Genomic DNA, 25,353 nt, shown 5'->3' with positions numbered 1-25,353 from the left:
CTCTCGGAGACTTGGGAATCGCACCTCCCCATCATCCTCCTCCGCCGCCGCCGCGGCCGCTGCTGGAGCGATCGTGAAGTTCGGAAGGCTCCAACGAAGGGAGGCCGGAGCGCCTCGGTATCGGCCGAGGCCCGATTGTCCGTGCATGTCGCTGCGTTCTGGCCGGACGGCAGCTTCGCATACTGGTACGCCATGACGACGGAAACGACGGACGTGATCCGCAAGTGGGACGACATGGCCCCCACGGCGGTGCCGTGCCCGGACTGCGGCGCCGACGAAGGAGAGCCCTGCCCGGGCGGTGTCGTGCACATGAACCGGTGGGCACTGATCATGTCGCGCGTGGACCCAATCATCTTCAGCCAATTCCGCCCCAGGCTGACGGCGGAACATGCGGATGGGTCCCGGTGCCCGCGAACGGGGAAGGGTAAGCACGTTCAACGCCCGCTCGACTCACGCTGTCCAGGCCGTGCGTTCTACGTGACGCACTGCCCGAACTGCGGTTGGGCATGCCAGAAGCCGAAGCGCAAGGACGCCGAAAACGCCGCGCAGTTGCATGTGCGGTTCTGCGCCGACCAGGAGATCCGGGACCGTAGCCTGACGCCCGCGGAGCGCCAGGAACGGCAGCGCCGGAAACAGGAGCAAAGGCGCCGCGAGGCCCTGACCTTCCCGTGTCCGCAGTGCGGCGTGCAGGCAGGAGAGTTGTGCCTGAACCGCCGCAAGAAGTATCCGCAGCCCGATCCCCGGCTTGTACACCTCAAGCGCTACGGACGCCCGGCCGTTAGTGTCCGACCGACTGATACAACAGAGGTCTCCAATTAACCCTGGCCACGGGGTGGCTACCACGCAACTCGGCCCGTGGCAAGGCTCCCTGGCGCCGTTCGGCGTCGGCCGCTACCTGGTGGCGATCCAGAACCCGTCGTGCTGCTCACACAGCGGGTCTGGACAGAGCCAGGTGACCAGGACGTCCGGGTCCAGATCAGGCTGCAGGCTCGGGAGTTCTGAGATGCGAGGATGGCTCATCGTCCGGCAGGCGGGGCAGGGGTGAGCGCGCAGGCGGCGCGCCTCGGACCGGGGGTACATCTGCTTCGGCTGGCTCATGTTTCCCACGCTGACACAGAACGTGCCCGTCCATTCCCCCGGCTCCGTTGTAGCAGTGCCCTCACGGTCACCACGAAGCCAACGAGGACTCAGTCAAAGACGCGTTCTAACCGTCGAGGGGAAGGCCATGACAGGATTCGATGTTTTTCTCACCTGGCAGTTCCCTGCCGCGCTGATGGCGGCTGCGGCTGCGGGCGGGCTCGTGCGATGGCGGTCGGCGGGCATAGGGGTGATGAGCCCTGTGCTGGACTATTCCTGAACTCTGCGGGCGTGATTCTCGGCCTGGGCCTCCCCACCGTCGCGGCCTGGGCCGACGGAAGCCACTTTCCCTCTGCGTCGTCCGCATTCGGCTTTTTCGGCGGCGCCGCCGTGGGGGTCCTGGTGGGCGCGGCTGTCGTCATTCCACTGACCGCGCGCTGGGCATCCGGGGAGGATCCCGGCACGGAGGCGTGAGATACCGCGTGCCCGGCCCGGACCGCAGGTGCACCGGGCCCGTCGGGTAGTAGCCGCACGAGTGGAAATCCGCGGTGACCCGGGTAGCCGGCGGCCTGCCGGAGGTGGCGAGGGCGGCGGCCGGGCCCGCGAGAGCGGCGACTGCCGCAACGGCAGTGATGGTGATCAAGGTACGCATGACTGCCCAACAGCCCTCATGATCTGGCTCCGAACATGATCCGAGAAACAGTGCCTAACAGTCTGCCGTTTGACGGCTGGGCAGCCTAGGGAACCAGGAGGCGTTCTACCGGCGGACGGCCGAGATCAGTCCGCCGGGGCGCTCCTCGCTCTGCGGCGGGGTGGTGATCGGGCGGCCGTAGGCGGCGGCGCGCTCGCGCAGGGTGTGGCTGGTGGCCTCCCAGCCGTGCCCGGCCAGCCAGTCCACCGGGTCGTCGGGCATCTCCGAGAGCCACATGGACGCCGCCGATCCCGGCTCGGCGTCCGCGCGGAAGCGCTCGATCACGCCGCGCGGGCTCAGCGTCAGCCCCATCCGGCTGCCCGGCGCCGAGTGCGCGCTGATCCGGGCCAGCAGCAGTTCCACCGCTTCCTCGGGGAGGTAGATCAGCAGTCCTTCGGCGATCCATACGGTCGGCACCGCAGGGTCGTGTCCTGCGGCGGCCAGCGCGGCTGCCCAGTCCTCGCGCAGATCCACCGCGACGGTGATCCGCTCGCAGCGTGCGACGGCCTGCTCCTGGCGCAGTATCGAAGCCTTGAAGTCGAGTGGGGCGGCGGTGTCGACCTCGAACAGCCGGGTGCCCTTGGGCCAGTCCATCCGGAAGGCCCGGCTGTCCATGCCGGCGCCGAGCAGCACGACCTGGCGGACCCCGGACGCACAGGCCTGCTGCAACAGGTCGTCGAGGAACTTCGTCCTGATGACGATGGAGTGCGACACGGCCAGTCGGCGCAGGTGCGCGGCCTCGTCGGGCAGCGGCGGCGAGGAGGGCCCCAGGCCGCCGGCGGTGGCGAAGGCCTGTGCCAGCGGGTCGCGGAACAGCGCGTTCTCCCGCTCGCTCTCCAAAGCCCGCACCCTGGCCACCCCCACCGCCGTGGCCCACACTCCCGACGGCTGCACCCGCTCCTGCTCATCAGTCACCACGCCAGACTAGATGAGATTCCCAGGGGGCCTGATGAGTGGAGCCAGATTCATGCGCGGCCAACCAGTCATGCGCGCGGTGACCGGCTACGACCACCAAAACCACCATTAGGCGAAGACCAACAGTCACCCCTGTGTACGCGACCACACGAAGTGGACCAGAGCCCGTTCTCGCGAACAAAGCCAGTACGTCACGGACTGGGTGGCCGACAAGATCCGCTGGGGGACTGAGCATCGACCCGACCGCGCAAGCCGCTCTGAGTGAGACGCTGGCGGGTTGTCCCGACGAGCAGATCAGCGTGGTCCGGGCCCGCTGACGTCCGTAGTTGACCCACCGTCTCCCTCTGGTGTGCCCAGGCTGCGGCGAGGGTATCCAGTCGCACGGCCTTGCACCGAGGCGGTGGTCAGTGCCATCCGTTCTCCCCCGACAGACCGGCAGCGCCCGCGAGGAAGGCGGTGACTGCGGCTGAGCTGGGCAGCGGCGTGTGTGCGGCCGCCAATCTTGTGCTGGCAGCGGCCCAGCAAGGTGCCTACACCTCGTTGAAGCCACGCGAGGCGTCGTAGATGTCCGCCTCGATGACCACTATGTAAAAGGCGGTCACGACGTAGTTGACCATCACATGGTCTTCCCACAATGAGCGCGTCACAGAGTCGGTTGTGTAAGCAAGGTGACTGGCAGCGGCTTCAGGCTCCGCTGCGATCCTGTCGACAAGACGTACCAACTTCTTGCGATCTTCGGCTGGCAGGTAGTCACGGAACCGCCCGGCCTGCTCAGTAAACTGCACGCGTCTCTTCATCGAGGCAGAACTATAGGAACACCAAGCAGGGCTCTGCCAGGCATATCGGGACGATGATGTCGTCGCCGCAGCAGACTGGGCGGGCTTTGGGCGGATACCTCGACCAGGGTGAGAGGGGAGTGGCTCCCATCGGTGACGTTCCAGTCCGAGCCTTGCCCGCCCACTGCCGTGCGTACCGCATGCCGAAACCGCAGGCGCGCAGCGCGGTTCGGGAGCCTTTCCGGGGCCTGCTGCGCCCCCGCTGTTGCCCGGGCGGCTGCGTCACAACTCGGTCCACGGCCGTGCTTTGCCCCCGGCGAGAGGCTTCCAGACGTTGCCGGTGGGGCCTGGGTTTTCGAGGTCGTCGAGGATGGCTGCGCCCATGGGTACCTGCCGGGCGAGTGCGGCGACGAGGGGGTGTTCGGCCGCCATGGCCTGCAGGTCGCTGATGCGGTTGCCGAGGACGGTACGGGAGGCCCCGGTCAGGACGAACAGGATGCGGGGGAAGACGGGGTACCAGCGCAGCCATATCGGCCCCGGGGTGGGCTGGCGTGTGCGGGGCCGGCCGACGAGTTGCGGTTCGTACGTCCACAGGCGGGCGTATTCGATGAGTTTGGTGGCGAGGCGCTCGCTGCTCATGGTCGCCCGGTCGACTTCGATGAACGCGCGGAGCTGGGTGCGCTGGTGGTCTGTGGTGAGGGTGTAGTGCATGAGGGCGTCGGCGATGAGGCGCTCGCCGTCGCCGAGGGGGTGGGAGACCTCGGGGGTCCAGTCCCAGGGGCCGTGCTCGTCGCCGCGCTGTCGGGCGTCGGTGACGAAGGCGAGGTGGGTGCGCAGGACGGTGAGGGTGTGCGGGGTTTTGAGCGAGGCGGCTGTCGCCGTGGTGATGGGGTAGGGGGGCCGGCCGCGCAGGGCGGGGAAGTCGCGGGTGAGGCGGGCGCCTTCGCGGGTGAGGAACCACAGGCGGGACCGGTTGGAGGCGGGCAGCACCGCGGCATCCACCAGGCCTTCGTGGCGCAGTTTGTTCAGCGGCGCGGAGAGGGTCTGCAGCCGTGCGTGGGGACGGAGGAGTTCATGGAGCTGAGAGGTGGTCGCGATGCGGTGCTGGGCGAGCGCAGCCAGGAGCTGATGCGCCAGCGTCTCGCCGGGACTCGGCCGACCTCCAGTGGGCGGGGACTCGAAGGGGGTGCTCACGGCTGATACCTCTTCTTCTTGCCCGGCCGGGTACGCGGGCCGGTCGCGGCGGCGTGGCGGGTGACGAAGCGGGTCACACGGGTCAGCTGCTTTTCGGCCCGGTCGGTGAGCTGCGGAAGGGGTGCGGCGCCCGCCGCGGCCTGGGCGGCGCGCTCCACTGCCGCCGCCTCGTGGGGGCGGGCGTAGTCGGCGAAGACGTCATCGAGGTGCGGGCCGGTGATGCGGACGGGGCCGACACGGCGGCCTTCGACGGTCAGTGACATGTAGTGCTCGAACCGGTCCAGAGAAGCGACGACTTCGGGGCTGGGGTGGTCGCCCCATTCGGCGGTGATCGGGGTGATGGCGGACTGCGAGCCCGCGGTCGAGGCCAGAGTCGAGGCGTTCTGCACCAGCGACAGCTTCACCGGCATAGGAAGGCGGCCCAGGAGCTGGGTCATGCCGTGGACGTGAACGCGGTATTTGCGGAAGTCCTCGAACATCGCGGCGATCGTCTCGGGGGCCGCGCCGGTCAGCGTGATCAGTTCGTCGAAGTAGGAGCGGAACGGCACCCGCTGGTCTTCGGGGGTGTCGCGGCGCGAGCGGACGGCGCGCAACAGGTCGCGGGCGAGGAGCGCGGTGATGAGCCGGTCGGTGGGCCCGTTGCCGCCCGGGCACACCCACACGATCATCTTCGTGTCCATGGCGGCGCGGATGTTGTAGACGCCGGCGGGCTGTCCGAGGAAGGCGCGGGTCACCGGGTTCGCGGCGAGGCGGGCGATCGGGTTGAGGACCACGGCGAACGCGTCGGCGGGAAGCGTGGGGAACACCGTGTGCCACCAGGAGCGGGTCTCCTCGTCCAGGCACCCCTCCACCGCCGTGAGGGCTGCGGCACGGAAGGCGGGGTCGGTGAGCAGGGAGCGGGTGTGGAAGATCGTGGCCTGGTCCTCGGGCTTCCCGGCGTGGCAGGCGGCCTCGTTGACGGCCACCAGCACCGCCAGTGCCGCGGTGAAGATGGTCAGTGCCCGCGGTGCTGTGGCATCGTCCCAGCCCAGCACGGACGCGTACGCGTCGGCGGTCGCTTCGACGACCTCGTGGGCGACCTGTCCCTGGTGCATGCCGATCGGGTTCCAGCAGCTGATCTGCGGAGTCGGCCCGTGTGCGTTGAGGTCGATGAGCGCGATCCGTTCCATCAGATGGTCGTGGGCCAAGAAGGGCAGCGCGCGCGGCCACGAGTCGCGGTGGGGGTCGACGAACATGAGTCCGCCGCCGGCGTGGGCCCAGCCGATGGCCTGGGCCAAGGCGCGTTCGGTCTTGCCGCCGCCTGCTTTGCCGACGCCGACCTCGAAGAGCGTCTCGCGCGCGTAGGTGGCGACCAGGCGACGGCGGCCGTCCGGCCCGCGGTAGATCCCCTGCAACAGCAGGTCGGGATTGCCGTGTGCGAAGGTCGGCAGGTCGCCGGCCAGTAGGGGCAGGCGGCAGTGCACGGTGGGAGGCTTGAGCAGACCGGTCAGTTCGTCCAGCTGGACCCAGTTGGCGCGCGGCGGCTGGCAGTGCCCCAGATTCCAGCGGCGTTCGAAGGCGCGGCGGCTGGGCCAGCGGTCCGCGCCGATCCGCCAGGGACCCACCCGCAGCCCGCGCATCGCCCACCGTGACCCGCCGCCGAACACATCCAGCGCCGCCTGGAGCTGAGCGAGCCGGGCCTCGGCCCGGCCTTTGGTGTGGGAGGCGCACATCACCAGCAACTGCACCCGCACCAGGTGGTCGTCGTCGGCGAGTTTGCCCAGCGCGTCGGCCGGATCGATGCGGCGGGGGACCGGCGGCATCACCAGCCGCCGCCCGCCACCGCTGTTCTTTCCGGTCACCAGCTGCTGCACCTGCCAGGCCAGCGAGTCCTCGATCCCCAAGGCGTCCTGCCGTATCCACCGGGCGGCCCGCTGGGCCTCGCGCCGTTCCATGCGGCGCGCCTGCGTCATCAGTTGCAGACGTCGCGCGCGCAGCGACGTTTTGGGGGCGCGCTGGATGTCGAGCCGTATCTCGGCCAGGTCACCCAGGTCGGCCCGCAGGTCGGACACAGCATCGACGAGCGGCTGGAGCGGGTCGGGGGAGAGGGGTACTTCGCGCAGCGGCGCGGTGGGCCTGCCGCGCAGGATGAACTCCGCCCGCACCACATGGGTGCGCGGCTTGTCCGTCAGCGAGCCGGCCCTGTTCACTGTCACCCCGGGGCCGAACGGGGTGATCGACAACAGGCGTTCACCGCCTGCCGGTCCTTCGATCCGGTAGCGCAGCGGGCTGGAGCCGTCTGCGCGCAGCCGGATCTGCACCGTCTTTGAGCGCCGCGGCGCCCACCACGGCATGGAGGTCGAGGCCCGGGCGAGCTGGACACCCCGGCGGAAAATCTCCTCGATACCAGGATCGAAATGCCGCGACGGCACGAGCTCCAGCGCCATCCGCTGCGCCGAGGCCTTACGCGCCAGACGGCGCACCACCACCTCACCCGCCACCCACAGGCTGATGGCGGCCGCGGCCACCACCCACCAATAAGTGATCACCCAGCCCACGGCATGCACGACGCCCAGCACGAGCCCGAGGAACGGCGCGGACGCCGCCTCGCCTGCCGGTCCGGTCACGTACGGGGCCGCGGTATCCACGTGATGCCCTCCTTCTTCGACAGGGTGCGGGCGAAGTGCCAGTCGGTGATGCGGCCTTCCGCGTAGGCGCCGCCCCGATCAGCGCCCGCCCACACCAGATGCACCACCGCCCGGTCAGCAGCCCCCTCCCGGCGGGCGACCGCGGCCTGGACGCGCCAACGCGCGGCAGAGAACGCCGGGGCCAGCGCCTGGCCCGAGGTGGGGAAGACGGTGGGCCACTGCGCGCGGCCGACGCCGGTGGCATCCGCCCGCAGTAGCGCGCGGCCGGCGTCGAGCAATACCCGCTCATCAGCGGGCGCAAGGTCGGCGGGCCAGGCCGCCTCCAGGCTCCGTTGAATGACCGCGTCGCCGCCCAGGCCGTCGCCGCGCGGGGGCAGAGCGGAGGTGGTGGCCGTGGGCGACGACTGGGGTGGCGTCGCGGCGCCAGACGTGTCGGGGGCCAGTGGGGTCGAGGGAGAAGCACTGTGGACCGGTGGCTGACGGGTGGTGGGGTGCTCGGTCGGCGCTGGCGTCGGGGATGAAGGCTCCTGCCGGTCGGGCACGCCCAGCAGGGCAACTCCGCCGACGGCCAACATGACGGTGCTCAGCAACAGCAGACGTGGGGAGCGCGGTGTGGTGGTCACAGCAGCCTGGCTCCCCCCGCGTAGCCGGACATGGCGGTGACGGCGTCGAGGCGCACGACAGTCCCTGGGCGGGCGGCGTTGACCATCTGCCCGCCGCCCACATAGATCCCGACGTGGTAGATCGTCGCGTCGCGCCCGGGAGCGTAGGCGTAGAAGGTCAGGTCCCCGGGGCGCAGAGCGCTGGTGCCGAGGCCGGCCGGGATCCGCTTTCCCACCCCAGCCTGTTCGGCTGCGGTGCGCGGCAGGCGCACCCCGGCCTTGGCGTACGCGTACGCGGTGAGCCCGGAGCAGTCGAAGCCCTTAATGCTGGTGCCGCTCTTGCCGCTGGGGGTGCAGCAGATCCCGTAGGTGGGGCCGCTGGCATCGCCGCCGCCCCAGGAGTACGGCACCCCCTTCTGGGCGAGGGCGGCCTGGATGACGGTGCGGACCGTGCCGGTCAAGTGGTTCGTCGCCGGGCCGGCGGCGGCCGCCGCCGTGTACTGGTCGATCCAGCCCAGCACCTCCGCCACGTACGCGGTGGAGTGGTTGTACTGCCAGATCGCCGCTTCGAGCTGTGAACGCTGCGCCAGATCACGGCCGTTCCCACAGAGGTAGAGAGCGGCGCCGAGGGCGGCGTCGTCCGCGTTGTGCGGATCGGCTATTCCGTCATCGTTGGCGTCCTTGCCTGTCGACTCCCAAGTGGAGGGCAGGAACTGGAAAGGACCGACCGCACGTTCACCTTGAGAGGTGCCGTCCCACTTGCCGCCGTCGGTGTCGGTAACTGTCGTGGTGTTGCCGCCCTGCCCGGAGCCGTTGAGCAAGACCCCATAGATCCGGGGGCGGATGTCGCCGTTGGCGGCGATGGTCCGGCCGACGGCGTGGTTGGACTCGACCTTCGAGATCCCCGCCAGGACGGGCCAGCGCATCCCCCGGCACTTCGGTACGTACGCGCCGACGTGCTCGGCAGCGTTCTTGTAGGCGGTGAGCATCCGGGCCGGGATGTCCGCCGCGCTGCCGCCCTCAACGAGGCCACCGTCGTCCTGCGCCCGTGTTCTGAGCGTTACGTATGCGCTGATCGCGTTGGATACGGGGGCCGCGCAGCACGTGGCGGCGAACACCAGCAGCGCCAGCAGGCATCTCCACCGCCGGACGCGGCGTCCAGAACGCGTCATTCTTGCTCGCCGCCCTTGTTCCGCCGGCGGGCCCGTTGCTGGCGCAGGCGTTCGGCTTCGGGGGCGGTCCTGCGCATCAACTCCTGCATCCGGGCCCGCGCCTCCTGGCGCGCCTGCCCGCGGGCGCTCCCGCCGCCGGGAAGCACGGCCTGGTGAAGATCGGGGCGAGCGCGGCGCCCAGGACCGTCCGGGTGCGACGGCTGTGCCGGGGGCGTGGTTGTAGAGGGGGCACCCGTTGCTTGGGCGGTCCGTCCGGCGGGGGCCGGAGGGCCCGCAGGACGTCCGGGGGACGCTGGCCGAGCCGGGGTTACCGGGCGGGAGGTGACTGTCGATGTGCCTGTGGTCGGTAGGCGGCGGCTGGGGAACGGGCCGGGGCCGCCGCGGTCGGTGTTCTCCCGCACGTCATGGGAGGCGTGCCGTGCGGTGTCGTGCCAGGCGCGGCCGTCCTCGCGCCAGGTGTTGCCCCACACCCGCACCTGCTGGCGGGCGTCGCGGGTGTAGCGCGAGGCGACGGTGTCGCCCGCGCGGGTCCGGCGGACGTTGGCCGGGAGCCCGACGGTCGCCCCGTAAGCGGTCCGGCCGCCACGGTGCAGGATGCGGTAACCGCGGTAGCGGACCAGCCGGTTGTGTGCCCGGGTGGAGAGCAGGGTGCGGTCGGTGTGCTGGTCGTGCAGCACCGTGTCGCTGTTGCGGTCGATGATCTGGCCGTCGGCGTCGCGGTAGCGGTCCGGTGGCCCACCGGGCCGACGCGGACCGGTGCCGCCCGAGCCATCGCTCCCGCCACCCGACGGTCCGCCACCGTTGGTGTCCGTGTCGGCGGTGGGTTTGCGCCACTTGGCCAGCTGCTCCTTGTCCGGCCGTCGTCCGATCAGCAGCCAGTGCCCGCCCCTGACGCCGAGCCGCGCCCCGAGCCCGCCGATTGCGGCGGCCGCGGTGAGGGGGGCGAGTCCGCGTCCGACTTCGGCACTGGCGTCGGCCAGCATCGCGCCGGTGTCCACCGGCATCCCCGTCCCGTCGGCCAGGGAGCTCAGCGCGCCCAGCAGGCGCTGGCGGGTGCCGAGCATCCCGTACCGGCCGCCGGTGCCGGTGAACAGGCGCAGCCCACCGCCGTATCCGCCCAGCGCTGCGGGGGAGTTCATGGCGAGCGCGGCCCCGAGTTCGGAGGTGTCGCCCGGCAGGTGGGTGCCGCCGATCTTGGCGTAGCGCATCCGCATCGCCATCCGCCGCCCGAACGAGCTGATGCCGCCAAGCAGGCGGCGGTGCCCGGCCGTACCGGCGATGGCCAGGACGTCGATGAGCAGGATCCGCTCCACCATCAGGTCCGGGCCGTTCGTGACGGTGGCATCTATGGCGATCCCGAAGAACGGGATGAACGCGCAGATCCCGACCACCGCGACGATCGCGATGCCCCACAGGGACAGCCACTTCCACACCGACTGCCGGGCCGGTCCCGGGAGCATGCCCGCGACGAAGGTGATGCCGCCGGCGGCCGCGGCCGCCACGCACACGCCCTGCGTGCCCAGCAGCACGACCGCGGAGGACAGGAGCATGCCGCAGATGAACAGTGCGGCGACCAGGAGGAGCCCGGCGCCGCCGACCCGCCACCAGGTGGGCCGTTCCGCGTAGGCGGCGCAGGCCTTGCCGACCGGCCCCGTCTTCTTGAGATCCGTGAGGAAGGCGGCGAACTCCTGGTCGTCCTCGCCCAGCACCGGATGGGGCGAATCGAGTAGGTCACCGGCCGCGGTCAGGGACGGCAGGACGTCGCGGCGGTCGGGTGCCGCGCCGCCTTGTCCGGCCAGGCAGTACTGCTTGGCGGGGCCCTTGATCAGGCTGCACGGCCCGCCCGGCACATCGTCCCTGGGCTTGTAGCCGCCGGTGACCCACTTCAGATGCACCGCATACGCGGCACGGTCGGATGCCTTGCCGGGGTCGAGGATGCGCCCGTACTGCAGCAGCATGAAGGGCTTGACGATCAGAGCGTTGGTGAGCGAGTCCTGGAGCGGGCGGGCCACCGCCACGGCAGCGGCAGGCTCGTGCCCTGGTTGGGCGAGGCAGGTTCGTTCGCCGTTGCCCGTCATGGCATCGCAGGGGCCGCGGCTGGCGAGCTTGCCGCCCCAGTCATAGGCGCCGACGCTCTGCTGGGCGACCTCGGCACCGACCTGCTGGGCCTGCCCCAGCGGCCCGGACTCGGCGAGCAGGGTGTCGGGGCGGATGAGCGCAGAGGCGGCGATCGCCCCGATCAGCAGGGTGAGGAAGATTTCCCCCAGCCCCCGGCCGACCCGGCCGCGCACCAGCATGAAGGCGGCGAAGACGAATGCCCACGCCAGCAGCAGCCCCTTCAACCCCAGGGTGTCGACCACGACGTTGTCGTAGGTGTCGGCCGCCTTCTGCGCGGGGCGGGTGAGGATCTTGAGCAGCGGGAAGCGGAAGGCCACCTCGACTGCCCATCCGGCGAGGCCGACCAGCAGCCGGACCAGGGTGAACAGACCGGACAGGGCGAAGGCGAGGGCCTGGCTCTTGAAGGCGACGATGGAGCCGCCGGAGGCGTTCAGCTCGTACCCGTCGATCGGCACCCCCTCGGACGAGGCGATGTTCAGCGGCGCGAGCAGATCCCCGGTCTCAGCATTGCTGCTGGCGGCGTAGACGACCTGGGTGTTCACCACGACGAACACCCAGGTGAGCAGCACGACGAAGCCGAGTGAACGCCACGTCGCACGGTGGGGACGCAGCATCTCAGCCCCGCCCCGGCCCAGGCAGGCACCCCACCTGCCACACCACCAGGCCGATCACACCCACACCCGCCACACCCACACCGGCCGAGTCCAACGCGTCGGCCAGGCCGACGTTCACCGCACACGGGCCTTGCTGAACAAGATCCGGGGCGGGGTCAAAGGCCCGCCCGGTGCGGGGCCACCATCCCGCTGGCACGCCCCCTGCGACCGTGAGGGCGATGACACCACAGGCGATGGTGATCAGAGCGAAGGCCACACTCGCGGCCACTGCGCCCTCCCGGATGCGGCTCCAGGGCGACGCGATCATTGGAAGGCCGCCTTCGGATGGGGGCCGGTCGCCTGGGGGTCGGGTGGCTGCGGCGTTGACGGCGCGGCAGGCCCCGGGCGGTGGTCGCCGGGTGTGGTGGTGATGGAGGAGGTGATGCGGGCGATGCGGGGAATGACGGCTTTGACGCGGCCGGTGTTCTGCCTTGGGCAGGCCAGCAGGAACTCGCCTTCGCGGCCCTGATGGCCGACGGGGGACAGGCCGGTGGTGACCAGCCGCAGCAGCGCATCGTCGTTGGGGTCGAGCCCAACGAACTCGAGGCCCCGGCGGGCCCGCTCGCGATCCGCGGTGCGGGCGAGAGCCCGGTAGGCCATCAGGCCACGGTCGGGGCCCAGTTCGAGGGCGTCGTGGGAGGCGCCGAGCAGGCCGGCGCCGTGTTTGCGGCCGTCGTGGAGGATCTCGTGCACCAGGGCGGTGCCTTCGGCGGAGGAGGTGAGCCAGTACAGCTCGTCCAGCACCACCGCGGTGAACCGATCAGGGTCCGCGAACGCGGTCTGGCGGGCGAGGGCTGCGATCAGGTAGAGCACCGCGCGGCCGATCAGCGCCTCCAGCGGCTGCTGGTGCAGAACCTCGGGCTTGTCGAACGCCGCCTTGGGGGGAAGCGTCAGACCGGCCGTAGTGATCACGATCATGTCGGTGGTGCTGGACGCGTCCAGGCGCACCGGCGCCAACGTCGGATCGAAGACCATCCGCGCCAGCGGGTTGGTGGCGACGACCCGGATCAGCCCGGCGAGCGTGGCGGCCGCGTCCTGCCGCTTACCGGACCCCGTGGTGGCCATCTGTTCCAGGACGCCCACGACCTGCTGCATGCAGGGGGTGTCGCTGGCGGCGGCCTGCTCGACGGCGTGGTGGAGGACTTCACCGCTGGTGCTCATGGGACCGATGCCGAGCTGGAGAGTGAGGTAGGACAAGGCGTAGTGGCGGCCCTCGGGCCCGCCGAAGATCCGCAGCGGGTCGATGGACACCTCTGCTTCGGCGGCGTCGATGATCTGGGCACGGCCGTCGGTGGCGGTGCGCGCGAAGGTAGCCCACTCGCGTACGGGGGTGCGGTCGATGCAGATGGCGCAGCCACCGCGCGCCCACACCGCCTCCGCGATCAGTTTCTGCAGCACGGACTTGCCCGCGCCCAGGTCCCCGACGATGCCCATCGAGGCGGACGCGTCGACCTTGGGCGCATCCGCCACATTGATCATGACGGGGCGGGTGGTGCCGCAGTCCAGGTCGATGCCGAGGAACATCCCGTTCGGGTCGCCGACCTCGCTCACAGTGAGGGCCCCGTTCAAGGCCCAGTCCTCCGAGACCTGGTGCTGGGTGAACTCCCGTACCAGGCCCGGCCGGGCGGTGCCCGGCAGGCCGAGCGTGAACAGGGCTTCTTGCAGGCCGGCTGGGCGCACGGCCCGGTAGTCGGCACCCCCGAGCAGGGCAGCCAGGGCTCGCGCGCGGGCGTCGCAGACGGCGGCGGTGGGCCCCCACACGCTCAGCACGGTGACCGACTGCACCTCCACCTCGACCGACGTGCGGGACAGACGCGCATCGAGCTCACCCAGGTCGCGGGCCGCATCCGGCAGGGAAGCGGGCATGCCGGTCGGGCGGACGTCGTACTGCTCGGCCTGGTCGATCAACTCCGTCTTCTTACGGCGCACCTGCTGACGCGCCTTCTCCGCGGACACGAGCGTGAGGTCGACGGTGTAGTCGATAGGGAAGTCGAGGCTCTCCAGCTGGGCGAACAGATCCGCGGCACCCTGGCTGACCGCGGGCGGGCACTCGGCCAGCGCGAGGTGCGCCTGATAGCCCACCCCCGTCTCGGACTCGACCTGCAGCCACCGCCGCCTCAGCGGCGAACTCGTCTTCAGCCGCCACCAGGACCCACGGCCAGAGCGGGTGACCTGGCCGCCCGCGTTCGTGAGCTTGCTGGCGTCGTCGAGCACCGGGTCGATGCCGCCCTCGTGCAGGCGGACCTGGCCAAGGTCGGCATAACTGGGCGACCGCAGCACGCCATCGCGGATCTGCCCGTTGCACAGATCGCTGCTCTCGGCCTCGGCCAGCAGCGGCTCCGGCAGGCCGCGGTGCAGGGCGTGCTGGATCATCCACACGACCTCCGCCGGACGGGCCGGACGCAACGCGATCCCACCGGCGAGCGCTGACTCCACCCGGGAGGCCTGCTCGCGATACGCCATCACCTCGCGCCGCGCCACCGGCACCGGGCGCAGGCCCAGCTTCGGAGAAATCTCCGCCCACACCGCGCCCAGCTGCGCCGACACCTGCAGCCGGGCGGCGTCGGTGCGCAGGGGCACGGCCAGCCACAGGGTGCGGCGGTGCATCTCCTCCTGGTCCAGCAGGTCCAGCGTGGCCTCGATGGTCTCCACCCACGGATGCGGCCCGGCATCGGGGCCTTGCCCGGAGGGTTCGATGCCCTCGATCATCTTGTGGGCGACCTCCCCCGGGTCCACCTGAGCGCACAGCCCGAACAGACGCGGGCTGCCGGACAGCGAGCGGACCAAGTGGGTGACGTGGGCCAGCTGTTCGTCGCGGACCGCGGCGGGAACGTAGGTGCCCTGGACGCTCTCGGCGTGCTGGCCTTGCGTGTCGGGACCGGGGCGCAGGCGGTAGAGGGCCCAGACGCTGCCCTGTGTCGACCACACCAGGTGCCCGGCGATGTGACGGATCGGCACCCTCACCGCACACCCCCGCTCTCGGAGAGTGCGAGCAACTGCTGCACAGCCGACACCGGCCGCACCGGAGCTGGAGAACCCGCAGAAGCGGTCCGGACCGGAGAGTGGGGCGAAGACGGAGGTTGTGCGGACCTGCTCCGGCGGGGCGCCCGCGCGGACGGCGGAGCCGCCCCCAGCGACGCGGCCGATGCGACCGGGGCGCACCCGGCCTCGATGCTGAAGCCGCCGAGCAGCGCTCGTGGCACGCGGTCGCGGGCGGCCCGCCCGCCGATCCGCCCGCCCCGCGGCTGCCAGCCGAGCAGCATCCATCCCACGGCGGCCTGGAGCGGGGCGCGCCCCCTCATCTTCGGCCGGCGTACGGTCCAGACGGCCAGGACCCAGGCCGCAATCGGCACCGGCCCCATCCACGACCACCAGCTGATGGTCTTGACCAGGAGCAGGCCGCCGCCGACGGCGACCGTGATCTGCGCCGGGGTGTACGGCCCGAGGGGGATTCGCCAGTCGGCGACCTTGCCCAGCACCCAGGGGTGGCGGCGTGCCGTGGTGTAGAAGCGACCCACCCGCCCGGCGGTCGCGCTCACAACGAGCCTCCGTCGCTCGGCGCATGTGCGCGGGACGCTGTGGGGTCGACCTGTTGGACGAGGCCGGGGAAGGGGGCGCCCTTGGAGGGGTTGTTCACCTCGTCCTCGAACATCTTCGCCAGGCTGTCGCGCGAGTTGTACAGCCCGAGCGCGATGATCATCAGCAGCAGGGCGCCGATCCCGGCCTTGAGACTGAATTTCTGGATCATGATGACGACCACCAGGCAGACCAGGCCGGCCTGCAGGCCCTTGGTCGCCCACTCCTTGAACATGTTGATCCAGCTGTCACCGAGATCGTTGAGCTCTCCCGCGAGCATCAGACTGTGCACCGTGTTCACCGGGCACCCCCGTCCTGGGCGGTCCCGGAGTCCAATGCCGTGATCTCCCAGCGGCCAGAGCGGGCCTTGAGGGCCAGTTCGTACGCCAGCGGCCAGCGGCCGACGCGGTCGCGGGCCTCCACCGCCGCCAGGACCCGGACCGTGGTGCCGTCCGCCGGAACACGCTCAGCTGCCGCTACCGTCTCGGCGGCGGATATCCGCTGCACCGTTGCCCCTTGGAACGGGGCAGGGGAGACAGCGCTCAACTTCACGCCCGGTGCGAGGTAACGCTCGACCTCGCCGGCCCCGGTGAGGTAGGCGCCGAGGAACTGCCCGATGGCGGAAGTCAGATCACCGGCCGGGACTGACACGCCGTACGGCGACTTCGCCATCGCGGCCCGGCCCGGTCCGGCCACCACACCCGGCGCACCGGTCACGGCGAACGAGGAGCCTGAGGCATCGGCGGCAACCGGGACCGCGTAGTAGCGCACCGTGCCGTCGGCGTACTGCGCGGCCACCGTCACCGACCACATGCCCCTGGCGCGCTGCGCACTGCGCAGCGCGGTCACCGACGCGGGCGCCGACTGCGCACCCGCCGACTCGGGCAAGTCGACGCCGGGCGCCATGGACTGCGCAAGCCGCGCCTGTGCACTCGACGGATCACTCGTCGTGCTGCGCAGCCACGCGCCGACGAACAGCTGCGCAAAGCCCGCTGGGGCCGCGTAAGCGGCGGTCGTCGTGCTGCGCGACGGCGCGGGGCTCGCCGGGGTGGCCGTCTTCACCGTGGGTGCGCTGGAGGCGACGGCGACCGCCAGGGCGACGGGACCGGAGGCTATAACGCCCCACAGGGCGAGGCGCGAGAGGCGGACACGCCGCCGCATCGCCTCCAGCCGCGCGCCCCCCGCCATCGGAGCAGCAGCCGCGCTCAGCGGGGCCTGCTGCATGCCAGAGGACATGTTCGAACTCCCAGGTCAGAATGGGTGATTACTGACCTCGAGAAAACCTGCCGACCCCCACCACACCACCCACCACCAGACCCCCACCACAGTCACGAACAGGACACAAAAGCCGTGGTGGGGCTCATGGGGGCCCACCCATGCCCCCACCACGCCGCGCGGGCTTCGTCCGGCGGGGGCAACAAGTGCTGTGGCGGCAGTGATGCGAGAAGAGAGCCGTGCGCAGTTGCTGGGCGGACCGTGGCTCCGACTGCGCATTCGGTCACACGTGCCAAGCGCCGTCGCCGTTGCGCAGTCCGGATGGGGCCGAGCCTCACAGGGGCGTGGTGGGGGTCATGGTGGGGCGCACCATGACCCCCACCACGGCAGATGGTCGGCTCTGGCCGGTCTGCGTTGCGCCGTCGCTGCCGCGTCCTGGCTGCGCAGACCTCCACAGGCTCAGGAGTACCACGGTAGACAGCACCGACCGCGCCCACCTGATCGACTGGTCATGGGCAGCGGTCGGGCCGCCGTGGGTGGATGGCGCGCTGTGGGCCATGCGGCTCATCTCCGACGGCGGCCACAGCCCCGAACAAGCTCGCCACCAGGCCCAGCGCATCCCGGCGTTCGCCGCCGCCTCACCCCAGGCCGCGCATCTCCTGGCCGACGCCGAAGCCCGCCGCTGGCAGGATCTCAACGACGACGGCGTGCCCGGTGTCGAGTCGGTCACCGAAGGCTCCCGGCTCTGGGCTGACTTCTGGGCTTCGGCGCAGGGGTGAAGGCGCCGGCCGGATTCCGCAGGAGCGTCGCTCGGGAGGCATGGATGTTCGAGGACTGGTCGAACTCCTGGGCCGTGTATCGGAAGTGAATCTTGCACGTAGGGTGTCGGCATGGTGCGTCCTGAAAGCTCCATCAGACCTGCGGGTGCGAGTCCCGCCCGGGTAGGCACCGGAGCGCCCGGTAGCAGGCCCCAGCTCGTCGGAGAGATCCGGCGGGCCGAGCGGGGTGTCAAGAGCCTCTTCGGAGGGAGCAAGAACACGGGCCGCAGCGTCAAGCGAATCCTGCAGCCTCGTCACACTCACGATGGAGAAGCCGAGCCGCTCATGTCACGGCGAAGGCCATGTCCGGCGGGCCCTGTTCCGGGGTCAGCCCGTCGGGTTCTCCCGGGGTAAGGGGAGTGGCACGTGTTCATGGCCTGGTGGGGAACAGGAGAGACCCGTCTGTGCGCGCCCGTCGTCAGGGCAGAGACCGGAGATATAAGCCGATGGTGAAGTTCTCCGGAGTGCAGCGGGAGTCCGAGGGGGTCGTAGTACCGCCGATCGGCGTGCAACATAACGCGCCGGGAGGGAAGGGCCCTCACTTTGATCGCGCTGGCGAAGAGGGTAAGCGCAAGGGCATGACCGGGACCGCCCGGTCCAACCACCCCGACGACGGGCACCCGCAGTGTGCACGAGGACCCGTCCGAGACAACGTGCGAGAACTTCAACGCAAGCTATGGGCTGCTGCAAAGCAGTCTCCGGGCAGACGCTTCCATGCCTTGTTCGACCGTATCCACCGGGGTGACGTCCTGTGGCGGGCATGGGTGCGTGTGCGTGAGAACCGTGGGGCCGCCGGGGTGGATCGGGTAACCCTGGAGGAAGTGGAGCGATACGGAGTACACCGGTTCCTCGACGAACTCCGTGACGCCCTGCAAAACGGCTCCTATCGCCCCGCGCCGGCCAGGCGCGTGGAGATCCCCAAACCCGATGGAGGCAGGCGCCCCCAAGGCGGCGCTGGAGACGGCCCGCGAGATCTTAAGCGGTCTCGGACTGCAACTGCATCCGGACAAGACCCAGGTGATCGATCTCAGGGAGGGCCGGGAAGGTTTCGACTTCCTCGGATGTCATTTTCGCGCCCGCATGTCGGGAAAGCTGTGGGAGCAGAAGCGTGTTCGGCGCTACTACCTGCACCGATGGCCGTCCCAGCGGGCGATGAAACGCATCCGGGAGAAGGTCCGGGACCGAACCGGCCGCAACCGATGCGGGACGGACATCCGTGACGTGATCGCGGACATCAACCCCGTCCTGCGCGGCTGGGGCGGCTACTTCCGGACCGGCAACGCAGCCACCAAGTTCCGCCAGGTTGACGCCTACGTGGAGAAGCGGCTTCTCGGCCTGATGGTCAAGAAGAGAGGTCGCAACCTCCGCGCCGGACAGATCAGGCAATGGACTGGGGACTGGTTCCGCGGGCATGGGCTGTACCGCCTTCGCGGCACGGTCCGATACCCGAAGACCGCGTAACACAACCAAGAAGATCATCGGTAAGCCGTGTGCGGGAAAACCGCACGCACGGATTGAAAGGGGACGGAGGAAACGGGCCCGCAAGGAGCACCGCGCCTCCAACTACCAATGTCGCTGAGCCACATAGCCCTCTCGTCCGGACGCTCAATCGAGCTCACCGAGCTGGGCATGTCCTCGACGTACGGAGGGTTGCTGGAGGGCTACCCGTGCAAGCCCATCAATGACATGAAGGTCAGAGGCCTCCAGTGGCAGGCTGAGCGGGCGTTTCCCTCCACACCGGTCCATCTGGTTGCCCCCTCCCGCGAGTACCCGGACGAGACCGCCAGGGCCTTCGGCCCCGTTGAGGTACTGCCTTCCGTGGCCTGCATCGGGGCCTTCCGCTCGACAGCGGTCGCCCCTGAACTCGACCCGGTGCTGCACCGTTCCGCTCTCACCATGGTCTGGTTCCAGTCCAGCTTGGAGGTTCCGTCGGGCGAGGACGCCGACCTTGTGCTGCGCAGCATTCGCTGGGAGGAGCTGGCGCAGGACTACGAGCTCTAGCGACGGGTGCCAATCCATGGTCAGCCGCTGGCCAGGCTCGCGGTCATGGCCTGAACGTGGTCTGTCCCGAGCAGTCGCCTGCCAATATGGTGACGGGCCTTGTAGGTCGGCATGGGGAGTTGCTGTGGGCGATCACGAGAAGCCGGACGACGGTCAGGGCGACAAGCTGCCGGGGCAGCCGTGGACCCCGCCGCAAGAGCCGCCCACCACGGATGGTGGTGCCCCGGGTGGCGGCGGGAAACACGGCAAGTGAGCTGGCGGGAGCTGGTTGCACGCCTCGCCGGGGATGGTGCGCTGTCGCCAGGATGGCGACCGGTGTTCGAGGAACTGCCGCGGGAGGGGTTCCTGCCCGATGTGGTGTGGCAGCACCACGTGGCCACGGGCACGGTCACGGCGGTCGACCGGAGCGTGGAGCCGGCACGGTGGACTGCTGCGGCCGACTCCGCTGACCCGCTGGTGACGCAGTGGGACGACGGCACACACCAGGGGCTGGAGCAGGGGAGGACGGCGTCGTCATCGGCGTCCGCCCCCTCCGTCGTCGCCGCGATGCTGAAGGATCTCGATGTGCGGCCCGGCCAGCGAGTCCTGGAGGTCGGTACCGGCACGGGCTGGAATGCCGCACTCCTGGCGCAACGGCTCGGCGCCGGGGCGGTGACCACGATTGAGGTGGACCCGGCTCTCGCCGACATGGCCCGCATGTCGTTGGAGCGGCATGGTCTGGGTGGGGTGAGCGTGGTGCGCGGGGACGGCTTTGCCGGATACCGGCCCGGGGCACCGTATGACCGGATCGTCGCCACCTGCGGTGTACGGACCGTCCCGGCCGCCTGGCTGGAGCAGTGCCGGCCGGGCGGGCGGATCGTGGTGCCCTGGGGCACCCCCTTCACCCGCCTGGAGGCCACCGCCCAGCTAACCCTCTCCCAGGACGGCCAGAGCGCGAGCGGGCTGTTCACCGGCCTGGTGCAGTTCATGAGCCTGCGAGCCCAGCGCCAGACCGAACCCGCCTACGGGGACTATGTCACCGCCGAATCCCGGGAGAAGGCAGAACAGAGCACCACCACGCTCACGCTGAACGAGAGCTTCGGAGCAGAGTGGGACATCGGCCGGTTCGTCCTCGGCCTCCTCATCCCCTCCTGCACGGTCCTCTTCGACTCACCGCAAGACGGCCGCCGTCCGGTATGGCTGTGCGGACTCGGCGCGGACCGGTCGTGGGCCTGTGTCCTCTTCCGCGACGACGGCGACGAAGCACCGTCCACGGTCTACCAGTACGGCGACCGCCGGCTGTGGGATGAGGCCGAGCGCGCTCATGCCTGGTGGCGCGACCACGGCGAGCCGGGCCTCGGCCAGCTCGGCCTGACCGTTGACTGCCACGGCCAGCACACGTGGCTGCGAGCCCCGAGTGAGCCTCTGCCCGCCTTCGCTGGCCGTCCCTGACCGGGGACGGCGGCTAGAAGAGGCTGTGTGTCACGCTCTGCTTGACCTGTGGGGAGGTCAACTGGCCGCGGCCTGTCAGAGCGAAAACGCGGACTGCAGCTCGTCGAGGGTCGGAGGTCCCGGATCGCGAACGGGCTGGCCTACGTCGGATGACCAACTGGGACGCCACCCTTCGACGAAATTCGTGAAGTCGTTCCGCAGATACCGGGCATCGGTCGGCTTCAGCCGGATCTGTTGACGGCTGTCAGCCCACCAGATTTCGAAATCGGCAACGGTGCCTTCCACCGGCCATGCCTCGCTCTCCTCCGGTAGCAGCAAGACGTCGACGAAGCCTCCGACGCTCAGGCCGATATCCACGAAGATCCCGATCGCACCAGGTCGGGGAACCTTCACCACCGTTCCCTCGAAGACCTGTCCGAAGCGCAGGTTCTTCCGAATCCGAGCCCACTCGTCATCTGTCACCACGAACGAATCATCGCACCCCTGGCGCTTCCTGATCTGTTCGCGCCTGACTATGACCAGCGACCTAAGGCCGCTCGTCAGCGGCTTCGGCCGGAGGACTGACCGAGCGGTCTGGACTCCTCACCTGGCCGCAGCCGGTTCCGGCTTGTATAAGGTCCCGTCGCGGAGCATCGCGAAGGGGACGTCGGCATTGCGGAGCCACGAGAAAGGTAACTCGGGGGGCGCAGCCTCCCGTGCCGCGTGTCCCTTCGGCCTTTGACCCGTTGTATGCGACGGCGCGACCATCTGGCGCGTCACCGCGTGCGGCACGGCGAGCTTGCGTCGCATCAACGAACCGGAAGGCCTGCGATGACCGAGCAGCCCTGCGCCGAAGGTGATCACCTCCGTACCGTCGCGATGGGACTCGTGGCGGCCTTCGAGAGTCTGGGGGCCGAGCACCAGGCCCTGACGGCAGAGGAGAAGGAGACCACCGCCAAAGAGCGCCAGGGCACCGTGCGCCGCATGGTCCAGTCCATCACGGACGCGAGCCGCACGCTGGTCCACGCGGTCAACCTGCTGGCCCAGGTCCACGGAATGCGGGCCCTGGGCATCGGCAATCAGATGGCGAAGGACGCGGATGGCCGTGCCTACAGCCCCCTCTTCGCCCTCGGCAACCCCGACGAGTTGCTCTACGAGACGGCCTCCTGCGTCCAAGTCGTCGCACGGCGCCTGAGCGAGGCGTACCAGCCGACGAAGAAGTACCCGAGCCTGGCCACCGCCAGGAAGCCGCAGGAGATGAAAACAGTCCTGTCGAGCCTGCGTACAGCGCTCACCGGTCTGTGCGTCGAACTGACTGCCCGCAACCTGACGCAGGACGCTGCCGAATCCGATGAACCGACTGACCCTGACCTGACGGAGGGCATTGTCGAATTCGATGAGTGCATCGCCTTCCTCGATGAGCTGGAGAGCCGGACGTGCGTCGTCCTGCCGGCCCAGGCGGCCGGGCCCACAGCCGACGACGTGACCGCGGCGATCCTCGCCAGTCCGGACATCGCCCGTGCGGCTGCCGCCGCGCTGGAGCGCGCAAGCGCCCGATGACCTAATGCCTCGCCAGCAGTGGCGCCATGTCGCTGCTGGCGGGTGCCGGAGCTCGTGCGGATTCCATGAGGTCGCGGAACTTCTTCTCGGATCCGCAAAGGTGGGCGGCTGGCTCATCCCGTACGTGCCCCACTCGTCTGCATAACGCCAGATATCCGGCAGGCGCGGACACCTGGGGGGCACTCGCCTGACAGGCCTGACGCACGTTCGGCATCCGAGATCAAAGAGGCCGGTGTGGGCACCGGACGCCGGGTGCGGGCGACGGGGGAACGTCCGCACCCGGCACACCCCACGCTAGCCGGGCCACGGCGGTGAGCTGAGCGGAAGCACGGCCCACTGACTGAAATCCACCGTCAGCGAGGGGGATGGCCGGTCCGCAGCAGCCGGGGCTGCTGCGGGGCGTGGTGGCGAGCCGCGCCGTGCCGGCCATCGTGCGGCATCCGGCCCGCAAGGGACCAACGGCCCGTAACCGGGTGCCGCGTCTAGGGGGGAGTGGGCACAGATGTGCTCACTGCTGGGTTCTGCCCCGTCGCTGGGCGTCCTGCGCGAGGAGCCGCTTGCGTTTCCACTGACGGCGCCCGCCCTTGTCGGTGATCGCGTCGGGGGTTTCCAGCAGGGGCAGGTTGCCCTGGGAGAGGCTGCTGGAGAAGGAGTTGACGCTCTTGAATCCCAGCAGTGCCGCGGCTTGCGTCGCTCCCAGGAGCTCGTTGGGGTCGCCGTCGCGGGGGACGTCGGGCAGTGCGGGTGCGGTGCGCTGGGCGCCGGTGCGCTTGCCGCGGCCGGGCCGGGTGGCCATCCAGTCCAGGAGGGTCTGCACGCGCCACCACTGTCGGAGGTAGGGGTGTTCGGGGGTGCCGAGTTCTTCGACGACGTCCGGGTCGGGGAAGTAGCCGGGGTGGTCGCGGACGAAGGTGGTGACCTGGTTGGGGTTCTTGTAGCCCAGGAACCTTGAGGAATCGGCGGCGTTCAGCAGGTCCTGCGGGTCATGGGCGGGCGGGGTGTGCTTGCGCAGTCGTGCCTGCGGCCGCTTGGTGAACCAGTCGGTGACCTGTGCGTGGTCCCAAAGGCGGGCGCGCCCGCGCATGCCGGCGATCTCGGGGAAGCCGTTTTCAGCGCGGTCGTTGTAGAGGCTGCTGATCCGTGCGGGGGTGAGGCCCTGTTCGGCCGCGATCTCGGCAGCGTCGGCCAGGCGAGGCGCGCGGCGCGAGGTCATGGCACGGCTTCCGTCCGGTCGGAGGCGGGCCGGCCCGTCCGGCTCACAACTCACATAATGGCAGGAGTGAAGGTGGGGGTCCAGTGCGCTGCCCAGGTTTTCCCAGGCAGCCTCGGGAGGGCGCTATGGCTCGGGGATCAGGCACACACCGCGGCGGGCCGCGTCTTCGGCCATCTGCGTATAGGCCAGGGCCGCCGGCGTCATCGCCCACTCGGCCAGGGCGAGCAGCAGGATCAGCTCGTCGCGGTCCTGGTCCGCGTCGCACGGCATGCCAGCCGCCGTCGCGGTTGCCAGCAGATCACGGCCGGGCGTCTTGGCGAAGCGGGCCGTCAAGCGGTCGCGCAGGTCGGCGAAGCCCTGCTCGTACAGCCCGCTCGCTTCGCGCAGGAGCAGCTCCAGGTCCTCGCCGTGGCGGGCCGGTGCGGCTGCGGCGAGGTCGAGAATGCGCTGCGTGGTCGTCGTCATCGACAGCAGTATGCCTTTCACCCCGGAGTGCGGGGGATTGCGGGAGGTCGCCTGGGGGAGCAGCCGTCGCATGGCGTGTGCTGGGTGTGCCGGGCCAGGTCGGGCTGTTTGCGGGGCGTGCTGTTGAGTGCGGTGCGGACCTGCTGCTGGAGGGAGGTGAACTCTGGTCCGTCGTCCGGGCAGACGACGCCGGGTTCGGGGGCCTCGCAGGTTCGGGCGTGGCGGATGAGGTCGGTGATGCGCCAGTCGGGCCGGAAGCTGTCCCCCCGTGCTTGCTCGACTTCGGCGTACAGGTCGGCCAGCCGCGGCCGCCGGGCGACAGCCAGCAGCACGTCGCGGCGGGCAGCGAAGACGCAGAGTGAGCAGGAGCAGCGGGAGGTGCCGGACCAGTCGCCCGCGCCGGGCACCGAGTCGTAGGTCCAGCTATAGGGCACGTTCGCGTCGCTGTGCCAGGCCTTGACCGCGGCGGTCGGCCAGTCCTTGATGGGCAGCCACTCGTCCACGACGCGTGCGCCGTTGGCCTGCACGGTGCGCCAGGCCGCACGCTTCCTTCGGTCGGGCCCCTCGTCGCTGCGCAGCCCCATGACCTTGAGAATCCGCACCGGTCGGCCGAGCTCGCGCCGCAGGCGGCGGACGATCGGTGTCCAGGCGCTGGAGACCACGCTCTCCTTGGCGCTCTTGCGGCAGTACGGGCTGCCCAGGCGTGGGAAGCGCCCGTACGCCGCGATCTCGGTCAGCAGTGCGCGCGGCATCCGCGTGCCGTCGGGGCCGGCCATCGTGCGGGTGACCTCCAGGTGCCGGTCGGGAGGTAGCCCGAAGGCGGCGCTGTGCAGGGCGGCGAGCTCGGACACGCCCGGGTAGCGGGTGCCGTCGAAGACGACGGGGGGCCATTCCAGGGCGCCGAGGCTGGAGTGGTAGGAGATCACCCGGGTTTCCACCCCGGCGGCCTGGGCGGCGTCCATGAACACGGCCATCATGGCCGCGCTGTCCTTGCCGCCGGACAGCTGGGGAGCGAGCAGGTCATAGGACGAGAGATCGGGTGTGCTGGAGGGGTGGTTGACGGGGCGCGCAGGCATGTCGGCTCCATGGTGGCCATGGGTGGCTGGTGAGAGGGGAGGGGAAGGGCGGCGGCTCACATTGCTGGTGGTTGGGAGTCGGCCCGCTTGGGGTACGGCCGCACGACGGGCAGACCGATGCCGATCTCCTCCCGTTCGCGGCGGGCCCGGCCGAGCCGGAACACGAAGCGGTGTTCTGTGGACATACGCTGTGT

The 25,353-nt window shown here is 70.2% G+C and carries 25 protein-coding genes; 9 read left to right on the top strand and 16 right to left on the bottom strand.

Going from position 1 to position 25,353, the window contains the following annotated elements; all coding sequences use genetic code 11:
- The first annotated feature begins 192 nt into the window (after window positions 1-192).
- The 3 genes from OG965_RS00330 to OG965_RS00320 all read left to right on the top strand — a co-directional run bounded on the left by OG965_RS00330 (window position 193) and on the right by OG965_RS00320 (window position 1,551).
- Window positions 193-819 carry a hypothetical protein gene (locus OG965_RS00330; protein WP_371647875.1) on the top strand — a complete coding sequence of 209 codons (627 nt, stop codon included), beginning with the start codon at window positions 193-195 and terminating at the stop codon, window positions 817-819.
- A 406-nt stretch (window positions 820-1,225) separates the two neighbouring features.
- A complete protein-coding gene (locus OG965_RS00325) occupies window positions 1,226-1,357 on the top strand; it encodes a hypothetical protein (protein WP_371647873.1) in 132 nt (43 codons plus the stop codon).
- A gap of 11 nt (window positions 1,358-1,368) precedes the next feature.
- Window positions 1,369-1,551, top strand: coding sequence for a hypothetical protein (locus OG965_RS00320; protein WP_371647871.1), 183 nt, complete (start codon window positions 1,369-1,371; stop codon window positions 1,549-1,551).
- Between the two features lie 283 nt (window positions 1,552-1,834).
- On the opposite strand, the gene OG965_RS00315 is transcribed toward OG965_RS00320, so the two are convergent.
- From OG965_RS00315 to OG965_RS00265, 11 genes are all read right to left on the bottom strand, one after another.
- Window positions 1,835-2,683 carry a class I SAM-dependent methyltransferase gene (locus OG965_RS00315; RefSeq protein ID WP_371647869.1) on the bottom strand — a complete coding sequence of 283 codons (849 nt, stop codon included), beginning with the start codon at window positions 2,681-2,683 and terminating at the stop codon, window positions 1,835-1,837.
- A gap of 530 nt (window positions 2,684-3,213) precedes the next feature.
- On the bottom strand, window positions 3,214-3,480 hold the full coding sequence (locus OG965_RS00310) for a hypothetical protein (RefSeq protein ID WP_371647867.1): 267 nt from the start codon (window positions 3,478-3,480) through the stop codon (window positions 3,214-3,216).
- Between the two features lie 261 nt (window positions 3,481-3,741).
- On the bottom strand, window positions 3,742-4,653 hold the full coding sequence (locus OG965_RS00305; RefSeq protein WP_371647865.1) for a replication-relaxation family protein: 912 nt from the start codon (window positions 4,651-4,653) through the stop codon (window positions 3,742-3,744).
- Complete coding sequence (locus OG965_RS00300; RefSeq protein WP_371647863.1) at window positions 4,650-7,280, bottom strand: ATP/GTP-binding protein; 2,631 nt, start codon at window positions 7,278-7,280, stop codon at window positions 4,650-4,652. The genes OG965_RS00305 and OG965_RS00300 overlap by 4 nt, the downstream gene beginning before the upstream one ends.
- On the bottom strand, window positions 7,256-7,903 hold the full coding sequence (locus OG965_RS00295) for a hypothetical protein (protein WP_371647861.1): 648 nt from the start codon (window positions 7,901-7,903) through the stop codon (window positions 7,256-7,258). The genes OG965_RS00300 and OG965_RS00295 overlap by 25 nt, the downstream gene beginning before the upstream one ends.
- Window positions 7,900-9,054, bottom strand: a complete 1,155-nt coding sequence (locus OG965_RS00290; RefSeq protein ID WP_371647859.1) for a C40 family peptidase — start codon at window positions 9,052-9,054, stop codon at window positions 7,900-7,902. The genes OG965_RS00295 and OG965_RS00290 overlap by 4 nt, the downstream gene beginning before the upstream one ends.
- Window positions 9,051-11,786 (bottom strand): hypothetical protein, encoded by a 2,736-nt coding sequence (locus tag OG965_RS00285; protein ID WP_371647857.1) that lies wholly within the window; start codon window positions 11,784-11,786, stop codon window positions 9,051-9,053. The genes OG965_RS00290 and OG965_RS00285 overlap by 4 nt, the downstream gene beginning before the upstream one ends.
- Before the next feature lie 303 nt (window positions 11,787-12,089).
- Entirely contained in the window at window positions 12,090-14,789 is a 2,700-nt protein-coding gene (locus tag OG965_RS00280; protein WP_371647855.1) for an ATP-binding protein, read from the bottom strand.
- On the bottom strand, window positions 14,786-15,364 hold the full coding sequence (locus tag OG965_RS00275; RefSeq protein WP_371647853.1) for a hypothetical protein: 579 nt from the start codon (window positions 15,362-15,364) through the stop codon (window positions 14,786-14,788). Before OG965_RS00275 ends, OG965_RS00280 begins: the two co-directional genes overlap by 4 nt.
- Window positions 15,361-15,702 (bottom strand): hypothetical protein, encoded by a 342-nt coding sequence (locus OG965_RS00270; RefSeq protein WP_371647851.1) that lies wholly within the window; start codon window positions 15,700-15,702, stop codon window positions 15,361-15,363. The genes OG965_RS00275 and OG965_RS00270 overlap by 4 nt, the downstream gene beginning before the upstream one ends.
- The gene (locus tag OG965_RS00265; RefSeq protein ID WP_371647849.1) at window positions 15,699-16,637 is read right to left on the bottom strand and encodes a conjugal transfer protein; all 939 of its coding nucleotides are present in this window, start codon (window positions 16,635-16,637) and stop codon (window positions 15,699-15,701) included. The genes OG965_RS00270 and OG965_RS00265 overlap by 4 nt, the downstream gene beginning before the upstream one ends.
- Before the next feature lie 350 nt (window positions 16,638-16,987).
- Here OG965_RS00265 and OG965_RS00260 point away from each other — a divergent pair, with 350 nt between their 5' ends.
- The 5 genes from OG965_RS00260 to OG965_RS00240 all read left to right on the top strand — a co-directional run bounded on the left by OG965_RS00260 (window position 16,988) and on the right by OG965_RS00240 (window position 20,866).
- The gene (locus OG965_RS00260; RefSeq protein ID WP_371647847.1) at window positions 16,988-17,395 is read left to right on the top strand and encodes a hypothetical protein; all 408 of its coding nucleotides are present in this window, start codon (window positions 16,988-16,990) and stop codon (window positions 17,393-17,395) included.
- A 966-nt stretch (window positions 17,396-18,361) separates the two neighbouring features.
- Window positions 18,362-18,895 carry a group II intron maturase-specific domain-containing protein gene (locus OG965_RS00255; protein ID WP_371647846.1) on the top strand — a complete coding sequence of 178 codons (534 nt, stop codon included), beginning with the start codon at window positions 18,362-18,364 and terminating at the stop codon, window positions 18,893-18,895.
- 108 nt (window positions 18,896-19,003) lie between these two features.
- Entirely contained in the window at window positions 19,004-19,435 is a 432-nt protein-coding gene (locus OG965_RS00250; RefSeq protein WP_371647844.1) for a hypothetical protein, read from the top strand.
- A 124-nt stretch (window positions 19,436-19,559) separates the two neighbouring features.
- Entirely contained in the window at window positions 19,560-19,688 is a 129-nt protein-coding gene (locus OG965_RS00245) for a hypothetical protein (RefSeq protein WP_371647842.1), read from the top strand.
- Between the two features lie 62 nt (window positions 19,689-19,750).
- Window positions 19,751-20,866 (top strand): methyltransferase domain-containing protein, encoded by a 1,116-nt coding sequence (locus OG965_RS00240; RefSeq protein WP_371647840.1) that lies wholly within the window; start codon window positions 19,751-19,753, stop codon window positions 20,864-20,866.
- A 75-nt stretch (window positions 20,867-20,941) separates the two neighbouring features.
- On the opposite strand, the gene OG965_RS00235 is transcribed toward OG965_RS00240, so the two are convergent.
- Entirely contained in the window at window positions 20,942-21,331 is a 390-nt protein-coding gene (locus OG965_RS00235; RefSeq protein WP_371647838.1) for a hypothetical protein, read from the bottom strand.
- A 345-nt stretch (window positions 21,332-21,676) separates the two neighbouring features.
- Between OG965_RS00235 and OG965_RS00230 the strand changes: the two genes are divergently transcribed.
- The gene (locus OG965_RS00230) at window positions 21,677-22,405 is read left to right on the top strand and encodes a hypothetical protein (protein WP_371647836.1); all 729 of its coding nucleotides are present in this window, start codon (window positions 21,677-21,679) and stop codon (window positions 22,403-22,405) included.
- 508 nt (window positions 22,406-22,913) lie between these two features.
- Here OG965_RS00230 and OG965_RS00225 read toward each other — a convergent pair.
- From OG965_RS00225 to OG965_RS00210, 4 genes are all read right to left on the bottom strand, one after another.
- The gene (locus tag OG965_RS00225) at window positions 22,914-23,618 is read right to left on the bottom strand and encodes a hypothetical protein (protein WP_371647834.1); all 705 of its coding nucleotides are present in this window, start codon (window positions 23,616-23,618) and stop codon (window positions 22,914-22,916) included.
- A gap of 123 nt (window positions 23,619-23,741) precedes the next feature.
- Window positions 23,742-24,083, bottom strand: a complete 342-nt coding sequence (locus OG965_RS00220) for a hypothetical protein (protein ID WP_371647832.1) — start codon at window positions 24,081-24,083, stop codon at window positions 23,742-23,744.
- 17 nt (window positions 24,084-24,100) lie between these two features.
- On the bottom strand, window positions 24,101-25,159 hold the full coding sequence (locus OG965_RS00215) for a phosphoadenosine phosphosulfate reductase (protein WP_371647830.1): 1,059 nt from the start codon (window positions 25,157-25,159) through the stop codon (window positions 24,101-24,103).
- A 56-nt stretch (window positions 25,160-25,215) separates the two neighbouring features.
- Window positions 25,216-25,344 carry a hypothetical protein gene (locus OG965_RS00210; RefSeq protein WP_371647828.1) on the bottom strand — a complete coding sequence of 43 codons (129 nt, stop codon included), beginning with the start codon at window positions 25,342-25,344 and terminating at the stop codon, window positions 25,216-25,218.
- Window positions 25,345-25,353: the final 9 nt, after the last annotated feature.

It is taken from the genome of Streptomyces sp. NBC_00224, from assembly GCF_041435195.1.
Taxonomy (GTDB): Bacteria; Actinomycetota; Actinomycetes; order Streptomycetales; family Streptomycetaceae; genus Streptomyces.
Note: the sequence above shows the minus strand (reverse complement) of the source record. Positions and strands in the feature narration are given on the sequence as shown.

What these genes read in the sequence shown, in the direction of transcription:
- OG965_RS00330 (WP_371647875.1), top strand. Translation starts at nt 193, where the DNA reads ATGACGACGGAAACGACGGACGTGATCCGCAAGTGGGACGACATGGCC.
- OG965_RS00290 (WP_371647859.1), bottom strand. Translation starts at nt 9,054, where the DNA reads ATGACGCGTTCTGGACGCCGCGTCCGGCGGTGGAGATGCCTGCTGGCG.
- OG965_RS00210 (WP_371647828.1), bottom strand. Translation starts at nt 25,344, where the DNA reads ATGTCCACAGAACACCGCTTCGTGTTCCGGCTCGGCCGGGCCCGCCGC.
- OG965_RS00265 (WP_371647849.1), bottom strand. Translation starts at nt 16,637, where the DNA reads ATGTCCTCTGGCATGCAGCAGGCCCCGCTGAGCGCGGCTGCTGCTCCG.
- OG965_RS00260 (WP_371647847.1), top strand. Translation starts at nt 16,988, where the DNA reads ATGACCCCCACCACGGCAGATGGTCGGCTCTGGCCGGTCTGCGTTGCG.
- OG965_RS00215 (WP_371647830.1), bottom strand. Translation starts at nt 25,159, where the DNA reads ATGCCTGCGCGCCCCGTCAACCACCCCTCCAGCACACCCGATCTCTCG.
- OG965_RS00255 (WP_371647846.1), top strand. Translation starts at nt 18,362, where the DNA reads ATGGAGGCAGGCGCCCCCAAGGCGGCGCTGGAGACGGCCCGCGAGATC.
- OG965_RS00225 (WP_371647834.1), bottom strand. Translation starts at nt 23,618, where the DNA reads ATGACCTCGCGCCGCGCGCCTCGCCTGGCCGACGCTGCCGAGATCGCG.
- OG965_RS00250 (WP_371647844.1), top strand. Translation starts at nt 19,004, where the DNA reads ATGTCGCTGAGCCACATAGCCCTCTCGTCCGGACGCTCAATCGAGCTC.
- OG965_RS00310 (WP_371647867.1), bottom strand. Translation starts at nt 3,480, where the DNA reads ATGAAGAGACGCGTGCAGTTTACTGAGCAGGCCGGGCGGTTCCGTGAC.
- OG965_RS00285 (WP_371647857.1), bottom strand. Translation starts at nt 11,786, where the DNA reads ATGCTGCGTCCCCACCGTGCGACGTGGCGTTCACTCGGCTTCGTCGTG.
- OG965_RS00230 (WP_371647836.1), top strand. Translation starts at nt 21,677, where the DNA reads ATGACCGAGCAGCCCTGCGCCGAAGGTGATCACCTCCGTACCGTCGCG.
- OG965_RS00325 (WP_371647873.1), top strand. Translation starts at nt 1,226, where the DNA reads ATGACAGGATTCGATGTTTTTCTCACCTGGCAGTTCCCTGCCGCGCTG.
- OG965_RS00220 (WP_371647832.1), bottom strand. Translation starts at nt 24,083, where the DNA reads ATGACGACGACCACGCAGCGCATTCTCGACCTCGCCGCAGCCGCACCG.